The organism is Streptomyces sp. NPDC005878 (assembly GCF_040629815.1).
Classification (GTDB): domain Bacteria; phylum Actinomycetota; class Actinomycetes; order Streptomycetales; family Streptomycetaceae; genus Streptomyces.
On the sequence record NZ_JBEXWK010000001.1, the window covers coordinates 355995 to 378915 of the forward strand.

The 22921-nt window shown below is 72.9% G+C and carries 18 protein-coding genes; 9 read left to right on the forward strand and 9 right to left on the reverse strand.

Going from position 1 to position 22921, the window contains the following annotated elements; genetic code table 11:
• Positions 1–48: 48 nt before the first annotated feature.
• Positions 49–1410, forward strand: a complete 1362-nt coding sequence (locus ABZ404_RS01695; RefSeq protein ID WP_358837067.1) for an ROK family transcriptional regulator — start codon at positions 49–51, stop codon at positions 1408–1410.
• 45 nt (positions 1411–1455) lie between these two features.
• Here the strand turns inward: ABZ404_RS01695 and ABZ404_RS01700 are convergent, their stop codons facing one another.
• Positions 1456–2520 carry a LacI family DNA-binding transcriptional regulator gene (locus ABZ404_RS01700; protein ID WP_358837066.1) on the reverse strand — a complete coding sequence of 355 codons (1065 nt, stop codon included), beginning with the start codon at positions 2518–2520 and terminating at the stop codon, positions 1456–1458.
• Positions 2521–2772: 252 nt separating this feature from the next.
• Here ABZ404_RS01700 and ABZ404_RS01705 point away from each other — a divergent pair, with 252 nt between their 5' ends.
• Positions 2773–4950, forward strand: coding sequence for a discoidin domain-containing protein (locus tag ABZ404_RS01705; RefSeq protein ID WP_358837065.1), 2178 nt, complete (start codon positions 2773–2775; stop codon positions 4948–4950).
• A gap of 91 nt (positions 4951–5041) precedes the next feature.
• On the opposite strand, the gene ABZ404_RS01710 is transcribed toward ABZ404_RS01705, so the two are convergent.
• A complete protein-coding gene (locus ABZ404_RS01710; protein ID WP_358990003.1) occupies positions 5042–5677 on the reverse strand; it encodes an LAETG motif-containing sortase-dependent surface protein in 636 nt (211 codons plus the stop codon).
• A 474-nt stretch (positions 5678–6151) separates the two neighbouring features.
• Between ABZ404_RS01710 and ABZ404_RS01715 the strand changes: the two genes are divergently transcribed.
• A complete protein-coding gene (locus ABZ404_RS01715; RefSeq protein ID WP_358837125.1) occupies positions 6152–7525 on the forward strand; it encodes a family 2B encapsulin nanocompartment shell protein in 1374 nt (457 codons plus the stop codon).
• Complete coding sequence (locus tag ABZ404_RS01720; protein WP_358837123.1) at positions 7512–8828, forward strand: cysteine desulfurase; 1317 nt, start codon at positions 7512–7514, stop codon at positions 8826–8828. The genes ABZ404_RS01715 and ABZ404_RS01720 overlap by 14 nt, the downstream gene beginning before the upstream one ends.
• A gap of 125 nt (positions 8829–8953) precedes the next feature.
• Here the strand turns inward: ABZ404_RS01720 and ABZ404_RS01725 are convergent, their stop codons facing one another.
• Complete coding sequence (locus ABZ404_RS01725) at positions 8954–9481, reverse strand: response regulator (protein WP_358837122.1); 528 nt, start codon at positions 9479–9481, stop codon at positions 8954–8956.
• 297 nt (positions 9482–9778) lie between these two features.
• Between ABZ404_RS01725 and ABZ404_RS01730 the strand changes: the two genes are divergently transcribed.
• The 5 genes from ABZ404_RS01730 to ABZ404_RS01750 all read left to right on the forward strand — a co-directional run bounded on the left by ABZ404_RS01730 (position 9779) and on the right by ABZ404_RS01750 (position 12836).
• The gene (locus tag ABZ404_RS01730; protein WP_358837121.1) at positions 9779–10579 is read left to right on the forward strand and encodes a uracil-DNA glycosylase; all 801 of its coding nucleotides are present in this window, start codon (positions 9779–9781) and stop codon (positions 10577–10579) included.
• Positions 10580–10764: 185 nt separating this feature from the next.
• A complete protein-coding gene (locus tag ABZ404_RS01735) occupies positions 10765–11253 on the forward strand; it encodes a hypothetical protein (protein ID WP_358837120.1) in 489 nt (162 codons plus the stop codon).
• A 105-nt stretch (positions 11254–11358) separates the two neighbouring features.
• The gene (locus tag ABZ404_RS01740; protein WP_358990006.1) at positions 11359–11559 is read left to right on the forward strand and encodes a hypothetical protein; all 201 of its coding nucleotides are present in this window, start codon (positions 11359–11361) and stop codon (positions 11557–11559) included.
• Positions 11556–12281 carry a GNAT family N-acetyltransferase gene (locus tag ABZ404_RS01745; protein ID WP_358833602.1) on the forward strand — a complete coding sequence of 242 codons (726 nt, stop codon included), beginning with the start codon at positions 11556–11558 and terminating at the stop codon, positions 12279–12281. The genes ABZ404_RS01740 and ABZ404_RS01745 overlap by 4 nt, the downstream gene beginning before the upstream one ends.
• A 117-nt stretch (positions 12282–12398) precedes the next feature.
• Positions 12399–12836, forward strand: coding sequence for an STAS domain-containing protein (locus ABZ404_RS01750; RefSeq protein ID WP_358833598.1), 438 nt, complete (start codon positions 12399–12401; stop codon positions 12834–12836).
• On the opposite strand, the gene ABZ404_RS01755 is transcribed toward ABZ404_RS01750, so the two are convergent.
• The 6 genes from ABZ404_RS01755 to ABZ404_RS01780 all read right to left on the reverse strand — a co-directional run bounded on the left by ABZ404_RS01755 (position 12799) and on the right by ABZ404_RS01780 (position 22612).
• The gene (locus ABZ404_RS01755) at positions 12799–15846 is read right to left on the reverse strand and encodes a glycoside hydrolase family 38 C-terminal domain-containing protein (RefSeq protein WP_358833597.1); all 3048 of its coding nucleotides are present in this window, start codon (positions 15844–15846) and stop codon (positions 12799–12801) included. The genes ABZ404_RS01750 and ABZ404_RS01755 overlap by 38 nt on opposite strands.
• Positions 15847–15906: 60 nt before the next feature.
• A complete protein-coding gene (locus ABZ404_RS01760) occupies positions 15907–17985 on the reverse strand; it encodes an endo-beta-N-acetylglucosaminidase (RefSeq protein WP_358833596.1) in 2079 nt (692 codons plus the stop codon).
• Positions 17986–18108: 123 nt separating this feature from the next.
• Entirely contained in the window at positions 18109–19380 is a 1272-nt protein-coding gene (locus tag ABZ404_RS01765; protein ID WP_358833595.1) for a glycosyl hydrolase, read from the reverse strand.
• A 51-nt stretch (positions 19381–19431) separates the two neighbouring features.
• Positions 19432–20277, reverse strand: coding sequence for a carbohydrate ABC transporter permease (locus tag ABZ404_RS01770; RefSeq protein ID WP_358833601.1), 846 nt, complete (start codon positions 20275–20277; stop codon positions 19432–19434).
• Between the two features lie 62 nt (positions 20278–20339).
• A complete protein-coding gene (locus ABZ404_RS01775; RefSeq protein WP_358833594.1) occupies positions 20340–21311 on the reverse strand; it encodes a sugar ABC transporter permease in 972 nt (323 codons plus the stop codon).
• Positions 21312–21319: 8 nt separating this feature from the next.
• Positions 21320–22612 (reverse strand): sugar ABC transporter substrate-binding protein, encoded by a 1293-nt coding sequence (locus ABZ404_RS01780; protein ID WP_358833593.1) that lies wholly within the window; start codon positions 22610–22612, stop codon positions 21320–21322.
• Positions 22613–22921: the final 309 nt, after the last annotated feature.

The window sequence follows — 22921 nt, forward strand, 5'->3', positions numbered from 1 at the left end:
GCGTCAAGGCCCCGCGCGACGGTATGTTGCACGCAGGGAGGGAGCCATATGGCCATGCCGAACAGACGAACCGTCCGTGACCTGCGGCGCGACAACCGGACCGCGGTATTGCAACGGTTGTATTTCGACGGCCCCACGAGCCGTCAAGCACTCGGCCCCGCCACGGGGTTGAGTTCAGGCTCCATCAGCAACGTGGTCACCGAGCTCGCAGCCGAGGGGCTCCTGGAGGACGCGGGCGTCGTCGACTCCGACGGCGGCCGCCCGCGCACCCTGCTCCGCGTCACCCCCGACAGCGGCCACCTCATCGGCGTCGACGTCGGCGAGACCCGGGTCCGCATCGAGCTCTTCGACCTGGTGATGAGCGAACTGGCGCGCGCGGAGCTGACCTTGGCGCCGGGCGGCTACGACGTGGACCACATCGTCGGGCTCATCCGCGACGGGGTGGCCGCCGTGCTGCGGGAAGCGGCCCTCGCGCCGGAGCGGCTGCTCGGCATCGGCGTCGGAGTCCCGGGCATCGTCGACCGCAGCGGCGCCGAAGGAGCGGTGGTGCACGGGCAGACCGTCGGCTGGGACGCGGTCCCACTGGAGGCCTTGCTGCGTACCGCGCTCGCGGACGAACTCCCGGCCGGTTTCCGGCTCTTCGTGGAGAACGGCGCCAAGACGCTCGGCCAGGCCGAGATGTGGTTCGGCGGCGGACGCGGCGCGAGGGACGCGGTGATCGTGCTGTTCGGCTCGGGCGTGGGCGCGTGCATCGTCTCCGACGGGCAGATCTACGGAGGCGCGCACAGCAGCGCCGCCGAGTGGGGCCACACCACCGTCCACGTCCGGGGAAGGCGCTGCCGGTGCGGGGCTCCGGGGTGCCTGGAGGCGTACGCGGGCGCGGAGGCGCTGGTCGCCCGCTGGCGCGAGGCGGGCGCCGCCCTGCCGGACGGCATCGAGGAGGAGGCCGCGGTGTCGGCGCTGGTGGCGGCGGCCTACCCGGAGGGCGCCGGGACGGACGCGAACCCCGGCGGGGAGCCCGCGAACGGCGCCCGCCACTCCCCCGACCCCGTGGCGCGGGCGGTCCTGGACGAGACCGCCGAGTACCTCGGCGCCGGGCTCTCCGACCTCATCAACCTCTACAACCCCGAGCGCATCCTCGTCGGCGGCTGGGCGGGCCTCCAGCTCGGCCCGTACATCCTGGAGTCGGTGCGCGCGCACGCCACCGCGTACGCCCTGCGCCACCCCGCCGAGCGCGTCACCATCGAGCTGGGGCGGCTCGGTCCGGACGCGGTCACCGTGGGGGCCGCCACCCTGCCCCTGGCCGACTTCTTCGCGCGCGGCGGCCACCGCGCGCCGGGCGAGGAGGCGCCGGCCCTCTCCCCGCAGCCCGGCTGGCGGGCCTCGGTCGAGGAGCGTGCCGTACGCTGACCCCGCATCGGCCGGGGCCCTCGGAGACCGGCTTCGCACAGCCGCTCAGGCGGACTCCCGCACCACCAGCTCCGGCGCGAAGACGACGGAGGTCACCGGGCGCCCGGGGGTGTCGATGTGCTCCTGGAGCAGCCTCGCCATCTCCGCCGCCATGTCCTCCACCGGCTGGCGCACGGTGGTGAGGCCGAGCCGCCCGGAGGTCGCCGCCGCGCTGTCGTCGAAGCCGACCACGGCCACGTCGTGGGGGATCCTCCTGCCGTGCTCCCCCAGCACCTGGCAGGCGCCCCGCGCCATCACGTCGTTGCCCACGAACACCCCGTCCAGGTCCGGGTGTTCGGCCAGCAGCCGCGCCATCGCCTCCTCGCCGCTGCGCTGGGTGAACAGCCCCTCGACGATCGGTACGTACGGCTGGCCCCGCAGCGCCATCGCGTCCCGGAACCCGGTCAGCCGGTCCTGGCCCGCCGGTACGTCCAGCGGCCCCGTGATCGTGGCGACCCGCCGGCAGCCCCGGGCCAGCAGATGCTCGGCGGCCAGCCGGCCCCCGTCCACGTGATCGAGGTCTACGTAGGTGAGCGGCACCGGCCGGGCCGGGCGCGCGAAGAGCACGGCGGGCAGCCCCGCGGCGGCGATCAGCGCGGGCAGCGGGTCCTCGCCGTGCGCCGACACGACCAGGGCGCCGTCGGCGCTGCCCTGGCGCAGATACCCCACGATCTGCTCCCGGTCGGCGGGCGTCTCGGCGAACATCAGCACCGGGTGCGTGGAGCGCGGCCGCAGGAAGCCGACGACCCCGGCGACCACCCGGCCGAAGAACGGGTCGGCGAAGACCCGGGCGGCGAACGCGTCCGGCCCGTCGTGCGCGTCGGCCCCGCCGTCCACACCCGACACCACCAGGGCGATCGTCCCGGCCCGCCGGGTGACGAGCGAGCGGGCGGCGCGGTTGGGCGCGTACCCGGTGGCGGCGACCGCCCTGCGCACGGCCTCCTGGATGCCGGGGTCGACGTTGCGGACGCCGTTGACGACACGGGACACCGTCGCCCGCGACACCCCGGCGACCCGCGCCACGTCCTCCAGGGTGGGCGCCCCGGCGTACTCCCGCAGATCTCCGCTCATGACGGAACTGTACGGGGAGAGCGCTCCACGGGCACGGGCGGAGAACCCGACGCACGAAACCGTGAACGGACCTGTGGGCGACCCCGTGGGTGAACGCTCGGGCAACCCCCCACGCAACCCTGTGAAAGCTCCCAACAACCGTTCTGCGTACAACTCTTGACGTGTCCGCATCGCCGGAGAACCATCTGGGGGCAACCGGAGAGCGCTCTCCCGTATCCCCTTGTTCACCCCCACGACCTGGATCGAGGCTCGATGCACGCTCCCCCCGCCGGTTCGCCGGTGTCCCCCGGACCCGGCGCGCCGCCCCGCCGGCTCGCCGCCGCCGTGGCCGCCGCCCTGGTGGCCGCGCTGCTCCTGTTCGTCCCCGCGCCCGCCGCCCACGCCGACCCGCCACCGCTCTCCCAGGGCCGGCCCGTCACCGCCTCCAGCCAGGAGAACGGCTCCACGCCGGCCGCCGCGGCCGTCGACGGGGACGCGGGAACGCGCTGGTCGAGCGCGTTCTTTGATCCGCAGTGGATCCAGGTCGACCTCGGCGCCCCGGCCGCGCTCGGCACGGTGGTCCTGAAGTGGGAGGCGGCGTACGCCAAGGCGTACCGCGTCGAGCTCTCCACCGACGGCACCACCTGGACCACGGCGTACTCCACGGCCAACGGCACCGGCGGCACCGAGACCCTGCCGGTCTCCGGCACCGCCCGCTACGTACGGGTGTACGGGACGGCCCGCGCCACCGGATACGGGTACTCCCTCTGGGAGTTCCAGGTGTTCGGCACCGGCGGGGGCACCCTGCCCGGCGGCGGGGACCTCGGGCCCAACGTGCTGGTCTTCGACCCCTCCACCCCCGACATCCAGGGGAAGCTCGACCAGGTGTTCCGCCAGCAGGAGTCGGCGCAGTTCGGCACCGGCCGCTACGCCCTTCTGTTCAAGCCCGGAACGTACAACGGCCTCAACGCCAACCTCGGTTTCTACACCTCGATCGCGGGTCTCGGGCGCAACCCCGACGACACGACCATCAATGGGGACGTGACCGTGGACGCGGGCTGGTTCAACGGCAACGCCACCCAGAACTTCTGGCGCTCCGCCGAGAACCTGGCGCTCAGCCCCGTCAGCGGCACCGACCGCTGGGCGGTCGCCCAGGCGGCGCCCTTCCGGCGGATGCACGTCAAGGGCGGCCTCAACCTGGCGCCCAACGGCTACGGCTGGGCCAGCGGTGGCTACATCGCGGACAGCAGGATCGACGGCACGGTCGGGCCGTACTCCCAGCAGCAGTGGTACACCCGGGACAGCTCGGTGGGCGGCTGGACCAACGGGGTGTGGAACATGACCTTCTCCGGGGTCCGGGGCGCGCCCGCGCAGAGCTTCCCCAACCCGCCGTACACCACGCTCGACACCACTCCGGTCTCCCGTGAGAAGCCGTTCCTCTACCTCGACGGCAACGACTACAAGGTGTTCGTCCCGGCGAAGCGCACCGACGCGCGCGACGTCTCCTGGGCGTCGGGCAGCACACCGGGCAGTTCGCTCCCGCTCGACCGGTTCTACGTGGTGAAGCCCGGCGCGAGCGCGGCGACGATCAACCAGGCGCTCGCCCAGGGCCTCAACCTGCTCTTCACGCCCGGGATCTACCACGTCGACCGGCCCATCGAGGTGACCCGGCCCGACACGGTGGTCCTCGGTCTGGGGCTGGCCACGATCGTGCCGGACAACGGTGTCACCGCGCTGCGGGTCGCCGACGTCGACGGTGTGCGGCTGGCCGGGTTCCTCATCGACGCGGGTCCGGTCAACTCCCCGGTCCTGCTCCAGGTCGGGCCGCCCGGGGCGAGCGCGAACCACGCGGCCGACCCGACGACCGTGCAGGACGTGTTCGTGCGGATCGGCGGGGCCGGCGCGGGCCGGGCGACCTCCAGCATGGAGATCAACAGCAACCACACCATCGTGGACCACACCTGGCTGTGGCGCGCCGACCATGGCACCGGCGTCGGCTGGGACACCAACCGGGCCGACTACGGCCTGACGGTCAACGGCAACGACGTGCTGGCCACCGGCCTGTTCGTCGAGCACTTCAACAAGTACGACGTGCGGTGGAACGGCGAGCGCGGCCGGACGGTCTTCTTCCAGAACGAGAAGTCGTACGACGCGCCCAACCAGGCCGCCGTGCAGAACGGCGGCGTGCGCGGGTTCGCCGCGTACAAGGTGGCCGATTCCGTCACCACCCACGAGGGCTGGGGACTGGGCAGCTACTGCTACTACAACGTGGATCCGACGATCGTCCAGGACCACGGCTTCGAGGTGCCGGACCGGCCGGGCGTGCGGCTGCACGACCTGCTGGTGGTCTCCCTCGGCGGGCAGGGGCAGTACGCGCACGTCGTCAACAGCACCGGGGCGCCGACCTCGGGCACCTCGACGACGCCGTCGACGGTGGTCTCGTATCCCTGACGCCGCTGATGCCGCACGGGAGTGAGATGTGACGCGCGACTGCGCCGGTGGCCCCGGGGGTCACCGGCGCAGTCGCCACGGGGTGAGCGGGTCAGTGCCGGGCCGGGCGCCGGCGGCGCGCGGCCCAGACGATCCCGCCGCCCGCGACGAGCACGGCGCCGCCCATGCCGGCGACGAGCGGGGTCGAGCTCGACGAGCCGGTCTCGGCGAGGTTGGGGCTCGGCTGCGGCGCGGGAGCCGCCGGCGCGGACGTGCTCGGCGCCGGTGCGGGCTTGCCCGGCTTGCTGGGCTCGGCCGACGGGGTCGGGGTCGGCTTCGACGGCTTGGACGGCTTGCCCGACGGGGTGGGTTTGGTCGGGGGCACCGTGTCGCAGACGGGAGACGTCTTCGTCTCGTCGCGCGAGTACTGGTCGCCGTCGCCCGCCTTCACGATGAGCCGGAGGGTGAGCTCCTTGTCGTGGGCGGGGAGCTTGAGGTCCTTGTGGAACGCGCCCTTGAACTCCTCGGTCGGGAGCAGGTCCTTGCCGTCCGAGGTCTTGATGGTCACCGTGTTGGTGGCCGAGCGGGAGTAGCTGGTCAGATCGACCGTCACGGCCGAGCAGGTCACCTTCCAGACGGGGGTGTGCGCCTGTGCGGGCAGCGCGCTCAGGCCGACGCCGAGGAGCCCCGCGGCGGCTGCCCCTATCAGCGCTCCACGACGACGCCCCGTTCCTCTGTTTACGGTCACAGAATCCTCCACTGTTCCGTACCGCCCCATTGGCGGTGCGCGCACAGTACCGCTCCCGCCCCACGGCCGAGCACCGGTCCCCCTCTTCACTCCTCTCACCTGTCCGGTTCCCGATGGAGCCGCTGGCGCATCCGGCCGGGATAAGGGGGGCTTTCAGGAGCTCAAAGCGTCTCCATCGGGTCATATCCCGCCTTTTCCGAGGGAGTTGACTATATTTCAACGAATCCGGAAAAGGCCCTCCGTTTCGCCCCCGGCCGGAGCCACCAGGAAACCCCCCGGGGGAATCCGCTCTTCCTTTTCCGCCATTCGTTGACCAGGTGAACCGTTTCCGGCCGGGGCGCTCTTCGCGCCCTCGCGTGACGCCTTGTCGGCCCGCCCGCGGCGAGCGGACGATCGGTGCCCGTTCCCGTGCGGCGGCCCCTCCCGGCCGTCGCCGCACCTGTCTTCGAGGAGGCTCCCGTGGTCGACGACCGGATGGCCCTCAGCACCGACGCGGCACGGCAACTCGCGACCGCCACCAAGACCGTGCCGCAGATGCGCGGCATCACCCCGCGCTATCTGCTGCGCGCGCTGCCCTGGGTGGACGTCGAGTCCGGGGTCTACCGCGTCAACCGCCGCCGCACCTTCGTCCTGGGCGACGACCGGATCACCACCTACGCGGACGACGACGGCGCCCACCGGGTCGTCCCCGGCGATCTGCGCGAGGTGGCGTACTTACGCGACGCCGACGAGGCACTGCTGACCGAGCTGGCCGGTGCGTTCACCGAGGTCTCCTTCGAGGCCGGCCAGGTCCTGGTGCAGAGCGGCGACCCGGCCGACCGGCTGTGGGTGATCGTGCGCGGCCGCGCCGAGAAGCGGATGACGGGCCGGTACGGGGAGGAGGCGCTCCTGGAGGTCATCGGCGACGGCCAGTTCTTCGACCTCGGCAGCTGGACCCGGTCGGAGCCGATGCCGTACCGCGTGCAGGCGCTCACCCCCGGCGTGGCGCTGGTCGCGGAGCGCGGCGCGCTCGCGGCCCTGACCGACCGGGACGCGGGGGTCCGGTCCGCGCTGGACGACTACTGCGCCGGGAACCATCTGGTGCCGGGCGCCGAGGTGCCGGTGGACCTGTCCTCGGGCCATGTGGGCGAGCCCGATCTGCCGGGCACGTACGTCGACTACGAGGACTCGCCGCGCGAGTACCACATGACGCTCGCGCAGACCGTGCTGCGCGTCCACACCCGCGTCGCGGACCTCTACAACGGGCCCATCGACCAGACCCGGGCGCAGTCCAACCTCACCGTCCAGGCGCTGCGCGAGCGGCAGGAGGCGGCGCTGCTCAACCACCCGGAGTTCGGGCTCTTCCACAACGTCCCGGCGGGCCAGCGCGTCCAGTCCCGCACCGGCTCGCCCACTCCGGACGACCTCGACGAGCTGCTCGCCAAGGTGTGGAAGCAGCCGGGGTACTTCCTGGCGCACCCGCGGGCGATCGCCGCGTTCGGCCGTGAGTGCACCCGGCGGGGCGTGCCGCCGGTCACCGACACCCGGTTCGGCAGCCCGCTGCTCACCTGGCGCGGGGTGCCCCTGCTCCCCTCCGACAAGGTGCGCTTCCACGGCGGGACCGGTTCCGGGACGACCGAGATCCTGCTGATGCGGATGGGCGAGGCGGAGCAGGGCGTGGTCGGGCTGCGCCCCTCCCACGTCCAGGACGAGATCGAACCGGGGCTGGGCATGCGGAACATGGGCACCGATCAGAAGGGCATCACCTCGTACCTGATGACCGCCTACTTCAACACGGCCGTGCTGGTGGAGGACGCCATCGCCGTGCTCCGAAACGTCGAGGTGTCCAACTACCATGACTATTCCTGACCTCACCCGGCATCTGCCGGACGTGCCGGACCCGGGCCTGTCGGCGCTGCCCCGGCAGCCGCCCACCCCGCCCCGGCCGCGCGGTGCCTACGCCGCCGAGACCGCCCGCCAGGACATCCCCGTCCTGCACCGCACGGTCAACGGCCACCCCCTGGTCTGGCTGGACAACGGGGCGACGACGCAGAAGCCCCGCCAGGTCATCGAGGCGCTCGCCGCCTACTACGGCGCCGCCAACTCCAACATCCACCGCGGCGCCCACACCATGGCCCGCGAGGCCACCGAGGCGTACGAGGCGGGGCGGGCGGCGGTCGCCCGGTTCCTGGGGGCGCCGGACCCCGAGAGCATCGTGTTCGTGCGCGGCACCACGGAGGCGGTCAACCTGGTCGCGCAGAGCTGGGGCCGCGACAACCTCGGGCCCGGCGACGACATCCTCGTACCGGTCCTGGAACACCACTCCAACATCGTCCCCTGGCAGATGGTCGCCAAGGAGACACGGGCCCGGGTGGTGCCGGTCCCGCTGACGCCCGAGGGGGAGATCGACCAATTCGCCTACGAGGACCTGCTCTCCTCGCGGACCCGGCTGGTGGCGCTCAGCCACGCCTCCAACGTCCTGGGGACCGTCCCGCCGGTGCGCGAGATGACCGCGCTCGCCCATCGGTACGACGCGAAGGTGCTGGTGGACGGGGCCCAGGCGGTGGCCCATTTCCCGGTCGACGTGACGGAGCTGGACGCGGACTTCTACGCCTTCTCCGGTCACAAGCTGTTCGCCCCGACCGGTATCGGCGCCCTCTACGCCAAACCGGAGGTACTGGCGGACATGCGGCCGTGGCAGGGCGGCGGCAACATGATCGACTCGGTGGACTTCGGCCTCACCACCTTCGCCCCCGTCCCGCACCGCATGGAGGCGGGCACCGGGAACATCGGCGGGGTGATGGGGCTGCTGGCCGCGCTGGACTGGCTCGGATCCTTCGACCGCGACGCCGTCACGGCGTACGAGGAGGGGCTGATGGCCCACGCCCAGCAGGCCATGGCCACCGTGCCCGGTCTGGAGCCGGTGGGCGCCGCGTCCGAGCGGATCGCGGTGCTGACGTTCACGCTGGCGGGCCACGATCCGGCGGACGTCGCCGAGTGGCTGGACCGTGAGGGCATCGCGATCCGCGCGGGCCACCACTGTGCCCAGCCGGCGCTCGCCCACTACGGGCTGGAGTCGGCGGCCCGTGCCTCGTTGGCGCTCTACAACACGCCGGAGGAGGTGGACCAGCTGGTGGCGTCGCTGCACCGGCTCCAACAGGCGTCCGGCTGACGCCTTTCGGAGACGGGCTCCGGTCGGGCGGCAGCCTGCCGCCCGGCCACCGGGCGACGGCGGGCAGCGGGCGGTGGCGGGCGACGAGCAGCGGGCGGCAGCCAGTGGGCGACGGGCGGCCGACGTCAACACCTGTCGTCCGTCACGCCTTTGATGCCGTCGCCCCGCAGCCGCACCGCCCGCCACGGCGGCCGGTGCTGCGGCGGCACGGTCGGCAGCGGTGGCGCCGGTGCGCCCAGCGTGTCGAGGCGGCGCCGCAGCAGCTGGTTCTCCACGTACAGGTCGGCCAGGACACGGACCTTGGAGCGCACCGCCCACGGCTCCACCGGCTTGACCAGGAAGTCCGCGACCCCGAGGTGGTAGGCGCGGGCCGCGAGGTCGTCGTCGCGGCCGATACCGGTGACCAGGATGACCGGCAGGCTCCGGGTGTGGTCCAGGCGTTTGAGGTACTCGACGACTTCGAGGCCGTCCATCCGCGGCATCAGCACATCGAGCAGGATCACCGCTATGCCGCCGCGCAGCACGGTCTTCAGTGCCTCGTCCCCGCTGCGGGCGCACACTATCGGGCGACCCACGGGACGCAGCACACTCTCCATGGCGAAGAGGTTGTCCTCACGGTCGTCCACCACGAGGATCTTCCACGAACCGTCCACGTCCCAACCACACTCCCCTGCAGCCGGACCTTCACAGTAGTGCGCGCCGGGGCCGGGCGCAGGAGGCCCCCGGTACCTGCCAACGGCATCTGCGCCCGTGCCCGGGGACCCCGGGGCGGGGGCCGCGGACGTCTACGGGCGTCCGCCAGCGCAAACGGAATCCGGGCCCGTGCCCCCGCGCGTACGGGAGTTCACCGCGGGCGAAAAAGTCGGCCGGTTGTGGCTCCTTCGTCCGGCGGACGCGGGTCGCCGCCCGGCGGATCGGCGGCTGGTGGCCGGGTCCCCTAGCGTGGAGTCATGGACAAGACGCGCGGGACGACGGGGCCGGGTGGGGCGAGGGCGGCGGCGGTGGGACCGGACGATCCGGCGTTCCCCGCGTACCGGGCACCGCGCAGCCGCAGTCTCGACGCGCTGGACGCCCAGGTGATCCGCTGCCGGGCCTGTCCCCGGCTGGTCGCCTGGCGCGAGGAGGTCGCCGCGACCCGGCGGGCGGCGTTCCGGGAGTGGGAGTACTGGGGGCGGCCGGTGCCCGGCTTCGGGCCGCCCGACGCGGCGATCGCCGTCGTGGGGCTCGCCCCGGCCGCGCACGGCGGCAACCGGACCGGCCGGATGTTCACGGGCGACGCCTCCGGCGACTACCTCTTCGCCGCGCTGCACGAGGTGGGCCTGGCCTCCCGGGCCGAGGCCACCCACGCCGGGGACGGCCTCGAACTGCGCGGTGTACGGCTGGCCGCGCCCGTGCACTGCGCGCCGCCGGACAACAAGCCGACGCCCCAGGAGCGCGACAACTGCCGCCCCTGGCTGGCGGCCGAACTGGAGCTGCTGGGCCCGGGGCTGCGTACGGTCGTGGTGCTCGGCGCGTTCGGCTGGCAGGCGCTGCTGCCGGTGCTGGACGCGGCGGGCTGGCAAGTGCCGCGCCCCCGGCCCCGGTTCGGGCACGGCGTCCAGGTGGTGCTGGAGGCCGCCGAGGAGGGGCGGTCGCCGCTGCGGCTGCTCGGCTGCTACCACCCGAGCCAACGCAACACCTCCACCGGACGGCTCACCCTTCCCATGCTGGTCGACGTGTTCCGCGAGGCGGCGCGTCTGTCGGGCCTCTGAGAACGGTGCCCCGGACAACGGTCCCGTACGGTCTCCTACGTACGCGCAAAGGTTGAACGTTGACCCGAAAATGCGGGTCGCAGCGGCCTTTCAGGGCTCCCACCTGCCCCTATCGCGTCCCTGGCGACCGGGGTGTGTCATGGAAGAGTTGGTCACGAGGGGCGGGAGCGACGAAAGGAGCCGGTATGCACACCGGACGGATACGTCGAGCGGCCGCCGCGACCCTGCTGTCCTGCGGTCTCGCCATGGGCGGCTTCGCCGCCGCCGCGGCGGCGGCCCCGGCCCATGACCCGGGCGACGGCCACGACCGCGGGCAGGGCAACGGCTGGTCGTGGGACACCCGCATCAGCGGCTGGATCCGTGAGGACCGCGGCGGCGGATGGCGCTGGGACGACCACGGTGACGACCACCACGGCGACCACCACGGGGACCACCACGACGGCGGCCGCGTCTGGGGCACGGTCACCTCGCGCATCGAGTTGAACGTCCGCGACAACCCGAGCCTGAAGGCCGGCGTCGTCGTCGCCCTCAGCCCGGGCAGCAAGGACCGCATCGAGTGCAGGACCCACGGCTCGACCGTCGAGGGGACCTCCACCTGGTACTGGCTGAGCCACGCCCACGGCTGGGCGAGCGCGGCCTACGTACGGGCCGGCGGTGACGTGCCGTCCTGCTAGTGGTGCCCGCGCTCCCCGCGCCGGCGACGGGAACCGCGCGCGGCTCCCGGGAATAGCGGCACCGGGAGCGGCCTTGGAGCTGCTGAGAGATCGAGGAGTCAGCAGATGTCCAAGGCGTACGCGTCCACCCGCCCCGGCGGCCCCGGGGCGGAGGCGTTCATCGAGCGGGACCGGCGGCGCCCGGACCCCGGCCGGGTACTGGCCGGGGCCCGGGCGGCCGGCGTGGACGCGGTCGGCCGGAAGCCGGGCGGCGCACCGCGCCGCACCGCGTCCCGCGGGGCGGCCGTGGTCGGGGTGACGGCGTGAGCGCACCGCATCCCCTCGACAACCCCGCCCGCTCCTCCCTCACCGGACCGCACGCCCACTTCGCCGAGCGGCGGGGACGGGTGCTGCGGTATCCGCCCGAGGTGACGCCGTGGCTGGCGCTCCCGGACGATCCCGGGCCCGAGGACTGGGCCGATGTCGCCGCGCTCGCCGGTCCGGACGGCGAGGTGCCGCTGCTCGGGACGAGCCATCTGCCGCCCCGGGGCTGGGAGCTGACGTTCGACGCCGAGGGTGTGCAGCTCGTGGACGACGGGGTGGCCGGGATGCCGTTCCCCGAAGCGGTCACGCTGACCGCCGCCGACGTGCCCGAGATGATGGACCTGGTGGAGCGGACCCGGCCGGGTCCGTTCCTGCCGCGCACCATCGAGCTGGGCACCTATCTGGGCGTGCGCAGGAACGGCGCCCTGGTGGCGATGGCGGGCGAGCGGCTGCGTCCGCCCGGCTGGACGGAGATCAGCGCGGTCTGCACCGACGACGCCTTCCGCGGCCAGGGCCTGGGCACCCGGCTGATCCTGGCGGTCGCGGCGGCCGCCGGGGAGCGCGGCGAGCGGCCCTTCCTGCACACCGGCGCGCGCAACACCGGCGCCATCCGCCTCTACGAGGCCCTGGGCTTCCGGCTGCGCCGCACCACCCGGTTCATGTCCGCCCGGGTCCCGGACGGCCAACTGGCAAGCGCGAACACCCCACTTCACTCGATCGAGTGATGAAACGGTCGTGTGAATTGTTTCTGCACTTCCGCCGCTCCGGCTAGCGTCTAACGTTCCCCCCGGCGGCCCCAGCCCCCGGTCGTCACGCCCACCGCTGCCTTGGGGGGAGGGACAGTGCGCCACACCGAAGACGTCGACGAGAGCCCGCGAGAACTGGTGCCGGCCTCCCGCCACCACCACGAGCGACCGCTGCTCCGGGTCCGTACCGAAGCCGGGGTGACCATCGCCGAACTGCACGGCGAGATCGACATCCACGCCGTCCAGGCGCTGCGGCCGCGCCTGGACACCCTCACCGGGGACGGGGTGGGCGCGCTGGCCGTGGATCTGCGCCCCATCGGGTTCCTGGACTGCTCCGGCCTCGCCCTGCTGGTCCGCGCCCACCGCCGGGTGACCGAGCGGGGCGGCTCCTGGGCGCTGGTCTGCGACCACCCGCTGACCCTGCGGATCCTGCGGATCACCGCCCTCGCCCCCGTCCTGGGGCCCGCTCCCACGCTGGAGCAGGCCCTGGAATCCGTCAGGCTTCCGGACGGCTCCGGCTCAGCCGAAGAGTGACCAGCTCGAAGGGGCGCAGCTCCAGCCGCACCGCCCCGTCGGCCAGTTCAGGGCGGTGCCCCTCGGCCGACGGGCGCTCCAGCAGGTCCGTCGCCACCACCGCGTCCGCCGCGAACCCCGGGGTGAGCCGGGCCCTCGCCCGGCCACCCCGCGACTCGTAGAGCCGTACGACCACGTCGCCGCTCCCGTCGTCCGCCAGCTTCACGGCGCTCACCACCACCGCGTCCTCGTCGACCGACACCAGCGGCGCCACCTCCGCGCCGCCCGCGACCCGCCGCTCCGGCAGATTGACGCGGTAGCCCTCGCGCACCGCGTCGCCGATTCCGGCCCCCGGCACCAGCGCGTGCCGGAAGCGGTGCAGCCCTTGGTCGGTCTCGGGGTCGGGGAAGCGCGGGGCGCGCAGCAGCGAGACCCGGACCGTGGTGGTCGTGCCCGGGCCCTCGGCGGCGTCGCGCACGGTCCGGGTCACGTCGTGCCCGTACGTGGAGTCGTTGACGAGGGCGACGCCCCAGCCGGGCTCCTCCAGGTGGACGAAACGGTGGTTGCACGCCTCGAACTTCGCCGCCTCCCAGCTGGTGTTGGTGTGGGTCGGGCGGTGGACGTGGCCGAACTGGGTCTCCGAGGCGTACCGCTCGGCGTGGATGTCCAGGGGGAAGGCGGCCTTGAGGAACTTCTCGGTCTCGTGCCAGTCGACCTCGGTGTCGATGTCCAGGCGCTTGGCGCCGGGGGCGAGGCTGAGGAGCTGGGTGACCCGGGAGGCGCCGAAGGTACGGACGACCCTGACGGTGGCCGTGTCGGCGTCCTCGACCGCCACCAGCTCGTCGAGGTCCGTCAGGTCCGTCACCGTGTTGCGGTAGAACGCGTCCACGTCCCACGCGTCCCACATGTTCGGGAAGTCGGGATGGATCTGCAGGAGGTTGGCCGCACTGCCGGGGGCGATCGCCTCGCGCCCGGCGCCGATGTCGTACGCGGACACCACGAGCCCTCGGGCGTCGATCTCCACCGACAGCAGCCCGTTGTCCAGGACGAAGCCGCCGCCCTCGCGCGCGGCGACGCGGCCCGCGCCGGTGCGCGCCGCGGGCGCGGCGGCGCCCGCGGCGACACCGTTACGCGCGTGCGGCGCGGAGTTGAAGACCAGCGTGGTGCCCGGGGCGCCGTCACCGGCGAGTGCCCGCTGCGCGCCCTCGATGATCCCGTTCAGCTCCTCCGCGACCGCCGCGTAGGTCCTCTCCGCCTCCCGGTGCACCCAGGCGATGGAGGAGCCGGGCAGGATGTCGTGGAACTGGTGCAGCAGGACGGTCTTCCAGACGCGGTCCAACTGCTCGTACGGGTAAGGGAACCCGCACCGCACGGCAGCCGTCGCGGCCCACAGCTCGGCCTCGCGCAGCAGGTGCTCGCTGCGCCGGTTGCCCTGCTTGGTCTTCGCCTGGCTGGTCAGGGTGGCGCGGTGCAGCTCCAGATAGAGCTCGCCCACCCATACCGGCGCGTTCGGGTACTCCGCCTGCGCCTTGGTGAAGAACTCCGCCGGGCTCTCCCACTCGACGATCGCCGAGCCCTCCAGGCTCCGCAGCCGGGCCGCCTTGGCGACCATCTCCCGGGTGGTGCCGCCGCCGCCGTCGCCCCAGCCGGTGGGGGCCAGCGAGTGCCTCGCCGCGCCCTTGTCCTTGAAGTTGCGGGCGGCGTGGGCGATCTCGCTGCCCTTCATCGAGCAGTTGTAGGTGTCGACGGGCGGGAAGTGGGTGAAGATCCGGGTGCCGTCGATCCCCTCCCACTGGAAGGTGTGGTGGGGGAACGTATTCGTTTGGCTCCAGGAGATCTTCTGGGTGAGCAGCCACTTGGCGCCCGCCGCCTTGATGATCTGCGGCAGCCCGGCGGCGAAGCCGAAGGTGTCCGGCAGCCACGCCTCGTCGTTCTCGACGCCGAACTCCTCCAGGAAGAACCGCTTGCCGTGCACGAACTGACGGGCCATCGCCTCCGACCCCGGCATGTTGGTGTCCGACTCCACCCACATGCCGCCCGCGGGCACGAACCGGCCGTCGGACACGGCCTTCTTCACGCGCGCGTAGACCTCCGGCCGGTGCTCCTTGATCCAGGCGAACTGCTGGGCCTGGGACATGGTGAAGACGAAGTCCGGCTCGTCCTCCAGGAGCGCCGTCATGTTGGACGTCGTCCTGGCCACCTTGCGCACGGTCTCGCGCAGCGGCCACAGCCACGCCGAGTCGATGTGCGCGTGCCCCACGGCGCTGATGCGGTGGGCGGTCGGCCCGGCGGGCACGGCGAGGACGTCCGCCAACTCGGCGCGGGCGGCGGCGGCGCTGCCGCCCACGTCCTGGAGGTCCACGACGTCCAGCGCGCGCCCGACGGCCCGCAGGATGTCCCAGCGCCGGGCGCCCTCCACGGGCAGCTCGTGCATCAGCTCGCCCAGCACCTCCAGGTCGAGGACCAGCTCCCACACGGTCTCGTCGAAGACGGCGAGGTCCATCCGGGCCAGCCGGTACTGCGGTTCGGTGCCCGCCGTCTCCTTGGCGCCGAGGGCGGTGGGCACGAAGGGGTGGTAGTCGAGGATGACCGGGTTGGAGGCGGCCTCGACGTGCAGCCGCACCTCCTCGCCGCCCGCGACGGGCGCGCCGATCCGCACCCACTGGTTGCGGGGGTTGAGGCCCTTCACCGGGGTGCCGTCGGGGCGGTAGACCAGGCCCTCGCACTGGAAGCCCGGCATGTTCTCGTCGAAGCCGAGGTCGAGGAGCGCCTCGACGGTCTTCCCGCCCCACGCGGCCGGTACGGTCCCGGTCACCCGGAACCAGCTGGTGCCCCAGGGAGCGCCCCAGGCGTCCCCCACCGCGATCGGCTCGGGGTCCCGGGCGAGCCCCTCGGCGACCGGGACGGGCTCGCCCGGCGCATGCCACACCGCCACTTCCAGCGGGACGGATTCGGGGTACACGGCGGGGCGGATGCGCTCGTCGAGGACGCGCCTGAGGCGGGCCTCGATCAGGCTGCGGTCGTCATGCATGAGGGTCTGCTCCGTGGGTCGGGGTCGAGCGGGACGCGGGCGAGGCGGGTGGTGCGGGTGTCACCAGGAGTGGACGGTGGTGGCCGGGGCGGAGGCGGTGTAGAGCTCGTCGACGGCGCGGATCTCGAACCGTGCCGACCGCTCGCCTCCTTCCGGCCTCAGTGCGGGAACGAAGAAGGCATTCCCGCACGTTCCCCCGAGGAAGCGGCGGCTTCCTCCCGGGAGCACCCGGTGCAGCTCGTAGTGGCGCACCGTGCCCGGCGCCCGGCGCCACATGAAGCGCAGCGAGGTGCCTTCGGCGCCGGTCGCCGAGCCGGTGACGCGCAGCCGGGCCGGGGCGGGCACGGGCGGGGCGGCCCGGTCGCGTACCGCCAGCGCTCCCAGGCGCCAGGTGGCGCGGCCGTGCGCGGTGAGCCGGACGCCGAGGTGACGGAGGGTGCCGGGGCGGCCGTCCGGTCCCGGGGCGTGCGGGTGCCGGGGGTTCAGGTGCGGGACGCCCAGGCGCAGGGTCGTGGTGGTCCAGCCGGCCCCGCCCGCCGTCAGCCGCCCCGCCGGGATGTAGGTGTACGGGACCGGCTCGCCCGGTCCGGCGGGCTCGCGCAGGGCGACCGCGAGCTCGACGGTCACCGTGCCCGCGTCGGCCCGGTGGGTGAGCTCGACGACCGTGGAGCGGGACAGCGGCAGCCGGGTCGCGTGGAGTCCGACGGTGGCGGGGGCGTCGAAGTCGCCGTCCACCAGCAGGCTGGAGCCGCCCCGCCAGGCGTCGTCGAAGTCGAGCGCGACGGCCGGCCGGCGTCCGGCCGAGCGGACCGCCCAGCGGCGGCCCGGCAGCCGGTCCTGGAGGCCGAGGTGGTTCCACTCGGCGGCCGAGACCACCTCGCCGTCCTCGTACCAGCGCAGCCCGTGCCCGGTGTTGAAGGAGGTCGCAAACGGCAGCCGGTCGACCGTCGAGCGGTCCGCGACGACCGTCGCCGGGGCGCGCCAGCCGTCCGTGTCGGGCCGGGAGGGGTCGAGCGAACGGCCGGTCCAGAAGCGGTCGTCGGCCGCGTGGAACTGCCCGGGCGTGCGGTCCGGGGGCAGGTGGTGGCGGGTCCACTCGGGCCGGTAGAGGCCGTAGGAGACGACATGGGCCCGGTCCCGGGGGACGATGGCATCCCAGTCCACCGGGGAGTTCCAGCCGCGGGCCTCGACGTCGACGCCCGCCCACAGTTCGTAGCGGTCGCGGCCGAGGCGCCGCGCCAGCCCGGCCGAGTCCGCGAGGCTCCGCGGCGACCAGCGGAAGTCGACGAACATCGCGTCGGCGTCGCGGAAGAAGTCCTGGTTGCGGCCGTCGAGCGCGCCCTGCCAGCCCACCGAGCCGTCGACGGTCATCGCGTCGTACCAGGTGATCCGCAGCCCCGCGGCCTCACTGCGCCGCTTCAGGTCGCCGACGAAGGCGAGCATCGCGGCGCCGAGTGCCGCATCGCCGCCGTCGGTCTCGGCGTTGACGAACCAGCCGTCGAAGCCGTACGCGGTGGCGACCTCCACCAGCTTCGCGGCCAGCGGGAAGCGGCCCAGCGCGTCGCGGCGCACCAGATCGCGGGTCCACCTCAGATCGCCGCCCCAGGCGGTCGGGGGCAGGAAGACGGTGCCGAGCACGGGCACGCCGTTGCGGTGGGCCGCGTCCACGATCGGCGCGTTGGGCGCCAGGATCAGCCCCTCCCCCGCCGAGCCGCCCCAGAAGACCAGCTCGTCGAGGTAGGCCCAGTGGGTCGGCGCGTAGTAGTCGGCCGTGGGCGCGCCCTGGGAGGGGTTGCCCGCGGTGTGGTCGAAGGAGACGAGCGCCTGGATACGGGCCTGTCCGGCGCGGGCGGTCCGGTTCACCGGCACCGGGGTGAACCGCGCGGCGAGCGGCACGGAGGCGGTGTTGAAGGCGAGGTCCTCGTCGTCCTCGGCCCGCCAGTCCTTCAGGCTCCGCCAGGTGATCCCGGGCCCGGGCGTACCGGAGGGGAGGGAGTCGGGGTACCAGTAGGAGGCGTGGGGCTGGAGGTCGCGGCCCGCACTCTGCGCGGCGCGGGCGGCGACGGACGGGAGGGCGAGGGCGGCGGCGGTTCCGACGCCGGTGAGGACGACGGAGCGACGGGTGGGAGGCTGACGCATGGGTGATCTCCGTTTCAGGTCGAGGGAAAAGGGGAGGGGCACGCCGGTCGGCCCGAGGGGGCGCGGGGGACTCCGCGACCGTCACCTGACCGGCCCGCGGCCGGACGACCGCGCACGCCGCCCCTACCGAACCGCGTCAGGCCACACCACCTCCTTGATCCCCCGCTGCGCCAGGTGCTCCTCGTCCTCCGCGCGCCCGGCCAGCACGGCGGCCGGCCGCACCCCGTCCGCGACGAGCCGGGCGTACGCCTCGAAGACCGGTCCCCGGGGCGCGCACACGGAACGGCTCGGTGCCAGGACCTCGTCCCCCACGTCCACGACGAGCGCCGTGGTGCGGGGCGCGGGCGCGTGTACCCGGTCCCGCCGCTCCTGGGCGAGCAGGGCCACCATGGAGCCCGCCGGTTTGACGCGCCCGTCACTGGTCAACAGGCCCAGGCTGTACTCCAGTTCGGGGAAGTCCGCCAGCGACCGGTCCACGTCGTGGGAGCACCACCAGGTGATCCCCCACAGATCCGCGCAGTCCAGCGCGTTCTCCACGGTCGCCTCGGTGAACGCGGCCGCGTGCGCGGCGGGGATCAGCGGGGCGGGCGCCCCGACCTCCTGGAGCCACACCGGCCGGTGCGGGTCGTCGGCCCAGGCCTTCGACAGCTCGACCAGGTACGCGGCGTGGTGCTCGGTGGCCGTGCCGGTGCGCCCGTGCGCCTGGGCCGTGCCGTTGAACACCCAGGAGTGCACGGCGGTCATGGCGCCGAGCCGGGCGGCGTGCGCGGGCGTGAAGGGCTGGTCGTCCTGGTACCAGGACGCGTCGTACTCGGCGTGCACATGGGGCTTGCCGGGGGCGCCCTCCTCGCACGCGGCGAGCATCCGCCCCAGCCACGCCCCGGCCTGCGCGGGGGTGACGCGGTCGGGATCGGGGTGCGGCCGGGCCGCGAACTGGTTGATCTCGTTGCCGACCGTCATCCCGATGAAGTTGGGCCGGTCCGCGAGCGCCCCGGCGAGGGTGCGCAGCAGCGCCGCCTGCCCGTCGAGCACGTCGGGGTCGGTGAAGAGGTTGCGCCGGTGCCAGGTCTGCGTCCAGGCGGGCAGGAAGTCGAAGCTCGACAGATGGCCCTGGAGGCCGTCGACGTTGACGTCGAGGCCGCGTTCGCCCGCCGCGTCGGCGAGCTGGACCAGCTGCTCGACCGCGCGCGGCCGTATCAGGGTGCGGTTGGGCTGGAAGTAGGGCCACACCGGGAAGACCCGGATGTGGTCGAGGCCGAGCGCCGCGATCGCGTCGAGGTCGGCGCGTACGGCGTCGAGGTCGAAGTCGAGCCAGTGGTGGAACCACCCCTGGCCGGGCGTGTAGTTGGCGCCGAAGCGTACGGCAGCGTGCGTACGGGCCTGTGCTGAGGGCATGCGGGTCCGTTCTGTGGGCGTACCGCGGGTGGGGGGACCGGGGGCCGGGGCTCAGCCCTTGACGGCTCCCTCGCCGACGCCGCGGAAGAAGTAGCGCTGCAGACAGGCGAAGAGCACGATGAGCGGGGCGACGGCGATGACCGTGCCCGCGGCGACGAGCCGTTCGTCGTTGGCGAAGGTGCCGTGCAGATAGTTCAGGCCGATGGTGAGGGTGAAGCGGTCCGGGTCGCTGAGGACGATCAGCGGCCACAGGAAGTCGTCCCAGGCGCCCATGAAGGCGAAGATGGCGACCACGGCGAGGGTGCCCTTGACGGCCGGCAGGGCGATCCGCAGATAGCGCTGCCAGGCGCTGGCCCCGTCGACGTACGCCGCCTCCTCGATCTCGTACGGGAGGTTGAGGAAGGCGTTGCGCATCAGCAGGACGTTCATCGCGCCGATGGAGCCGGGCAGCAGCACCGCGACGAGGGTGTTGTTGAGGCCGAGGTCCCGCATGGTGGTGAACTGGGCGATGATGATGCCCTCGACGGGGACCAGCATGGCGAGGATGAACGCGAGGGTGGCGGCCCGGCGGCCCGAAAAGCGCATCCGGGCCAGCGCGTACCCGGCGAGCGAGGCGCCGACGCAGTTGGTGACGACGTTGGCGGCGGCGACCTTCAGCGAGTTCAGGGCGTAGTCCCAGACGGGGATGGTGTCGGCCACGCGCGTGTAGTTGCCGAGGGTCGGCTCCGCGGGCAGGAACGTGGGCGGGGAGCTGAAGATGTCCTCGTGCGGGCCCTTGAGCGAGGTGGAGAGCTGCCACAGGAATGGGCCGATGGTGAGCGCCAGCACCGCCAGGAGCAGGGTGTAGCGCAGCAGGAGCTGCCAGAGGGGGACGCGCCGCCCCTCCGCGTCGGTGATCCCGCGCGCGCGGCGCGCGGCGGGCGCCTTCCGGGTCCGGGGCTCGGCCGGGGTCTCGGTGCTCACGCGTCCTCCTTCCGGTCCGCCCGCAGGACGAGCAGCATCAGGGCGACGGTGACGACGAAGACCACGACGGAGATCGCCGAGGCGTAGCCGACGCGTCCGGTCAGGCCGGTGCCGACGCGCTGGACGAGCATCACCAGCGTGGTGTCCTCGCCCGCGGGGCCGCCGCCCGGGCCCGCCATGAGGTAGACCTCGGAGAAGACCTTGAAGGCGGAGACCGAGGAGAGCGCGGCGACCAGGACCATGGTGGAGCGCAGGGCGGGCACGGTGACGGTGAAGAAGCGGCGCACCGCGCCGGCCCCGTCGACCGCGGCGGCCTCGTGGAGTTCGCGCGGCACGTCGGCCAGCGCCGCCAAATAAATGATCATGTAGTAGCCGAGGCCCTTCCAGACCGTGACGGCCATCGCACTGCCCAGCAGCAGCCACTGGTCGCTGAGGAAGCCGACCTTGCCCGCGCCCACCGCCTCCAGCACCGAGTTGACCAGCCCCCGGTCGTCGAGCATCCACACCCAGATGAGGCCGACCACGACGACGGAGGCGACCACGGGGGTGTAGAACGCCGCCCGGAAGAAGGCGATGCCGGGGATGTGCCGCTGGACGAGCATCGCCAGGAGCAGCGGCAGGACGACGAGGGCGGGGACGACGCCGAGGACGTACACGGTGCTGTTGCGCAGCCCGGTCCAGAACATGTCGTCGTGCCACAGTTCGCGGAAGTTGGCGAGGCCGACGTAGTGGCCGGGCACCAGGGTGCGGCGGTCGGTGAAGGAGTTCAGCACGGTGCTGAGGAACGGGTACAGGCTGAACACGCCGACGACGAGCAGTCCGGGCGCGGCGAACAGCCAGGGGCTGGTGGGCAGCTGGCGCCGGATGCGGCGGCCGGCCCGCGGCGGCCCGGAGCGGGGGCTCGGGGCCGCCGGGGTGGCGGCGAGGGTGGTGGGCGGGTGTGCCGGGGAGGTGGCGGGGGCGTCCATCGGACGGCTCAGCTCTGCTTCAGCAGCTGGTCACAGGCCTTGACAGCGTTGTCAAGCGCTTCCTTGGGGCTCTCCTTGCCCTGGAGCGCCTTAGCCACCTCGTTGCGCAGCGCGACCTTCATCTGCTCGCTGAAGAGCACCGGCGTGTAGTTGACGGCCGTCTTCAGGGACTTCGCGGCGGCGACCCGCACCCGGGTCTCGTCGGTGCCGTCCTCCTTGGTGAAGTACGGGTCGTCGAGGGAGCCGGCGGTGCTGGGGAAGATGGCGACCTTCTTGGCGAACTCCATCTGGCGGGTGGCGTCGGTGACGAAGTGCGCGAAGGCGACGGCCGCGGGCTTCTGCTTGCTCCTGGAGTTGACCATGACGCCCATGACGTACATGTTCGCCTTGCCGGTGCTGCTGATCTGGTCGGTGATCCCGATGTTCCGGTAGAGCGTCGGGGCCTGCTTCTTGAAGGTGGCGAGGTCGAGGGCGCTGCCCGGGTTCATGGCCACCGACTCGGTGAGGAACTTGTGGCCGGTGGACTCGGGGGTGGCGGTCAGCGCCTGCGGATCGAGCGCCTTGGCGTCGTACAACTCCTTGTACTTCGTGAGCAGTTCGACCCCCTTGGCGTCGTTGAAGGCGAAGCCGTCGCCGTTCTTGTTCATCTGCCCGACGCCGTAGCGGCCGAAGTCCTCGATGGTGGGGATGTTCCCGAAGGTGGCGATCTTCCCGTTGCTCTGCCTCGCCATCCGCAGCCCGGCCGCGAAGAGCTCGTCGTATGTCTTCGGCGGCTTGAGCGGGTCGAGGCCGGCGTCGGTGAACAGCCGCTTGTTGTAGAAGAGCGGGCCGGTGTTGAGGTACCAGGGGAAGGCGTACGTGCCCGTCGTGCCCGGTATCCGGTGGCTCTCCCAGGCGCCCGGCAGGTACTCCGCGCGGTAGTCGGCGGCCGCCTTGTCGAGGTCCAGCGCGAGTCCCGCCTTGGCGAGCGGGGCGACCAGGTCCGGCGAGACGTTGACGACGTCGGGGAGGGTGCCGCCGGCCGCGTCGGCGCTGATCTTGTCGGCGTAGCCCTCGGCGGGGCGGTCGACCCACTTCACCTCGGTGCCGGGGTACTTCTTCCGGAAGTCCGCGATCACTCCGTTGAAGTAGTCCTTGAAGTTGGCCTGGAGGTTCCAGGTCTGGAAGGTGATCTTCCCTTCGACCTTGCCGGAGGCGTCGGAGGAGCCCGAGCCCGAGTCGGAGTCGCCGGAGCAGGCGCTCAGCGGCAGGACGGTGGCGAGGACGGCGGCAGCGGCGAGTGCCCTGCGGGAGATGCGCACGGTGTACGGCTCCTTTGCTCGGACCAGACGTGCGGACGGCGGAACCCGGCCGCTCGGGGGGCCCGGAGGCCGCCCCGGGAAGGACGCGGTGCCGGGCGCTCACTTCGGCAGACTGTGCGGTGCGATTCTTCAAAAAGTCAATAGGCGGCCCCAGTTGGATGACGTAGGCGCAGGTCACCGGTGTGTGCACGGCAGTTGCGGTGATCTACTAATGCGCTTTAGAGTCATGGAGCTCAAGCGCATTAGTACGCTGGGGCATTCACCGGCCGCGACCGGCCGGAACCAGCGGGAAAGGGGCAGGGGTGACGG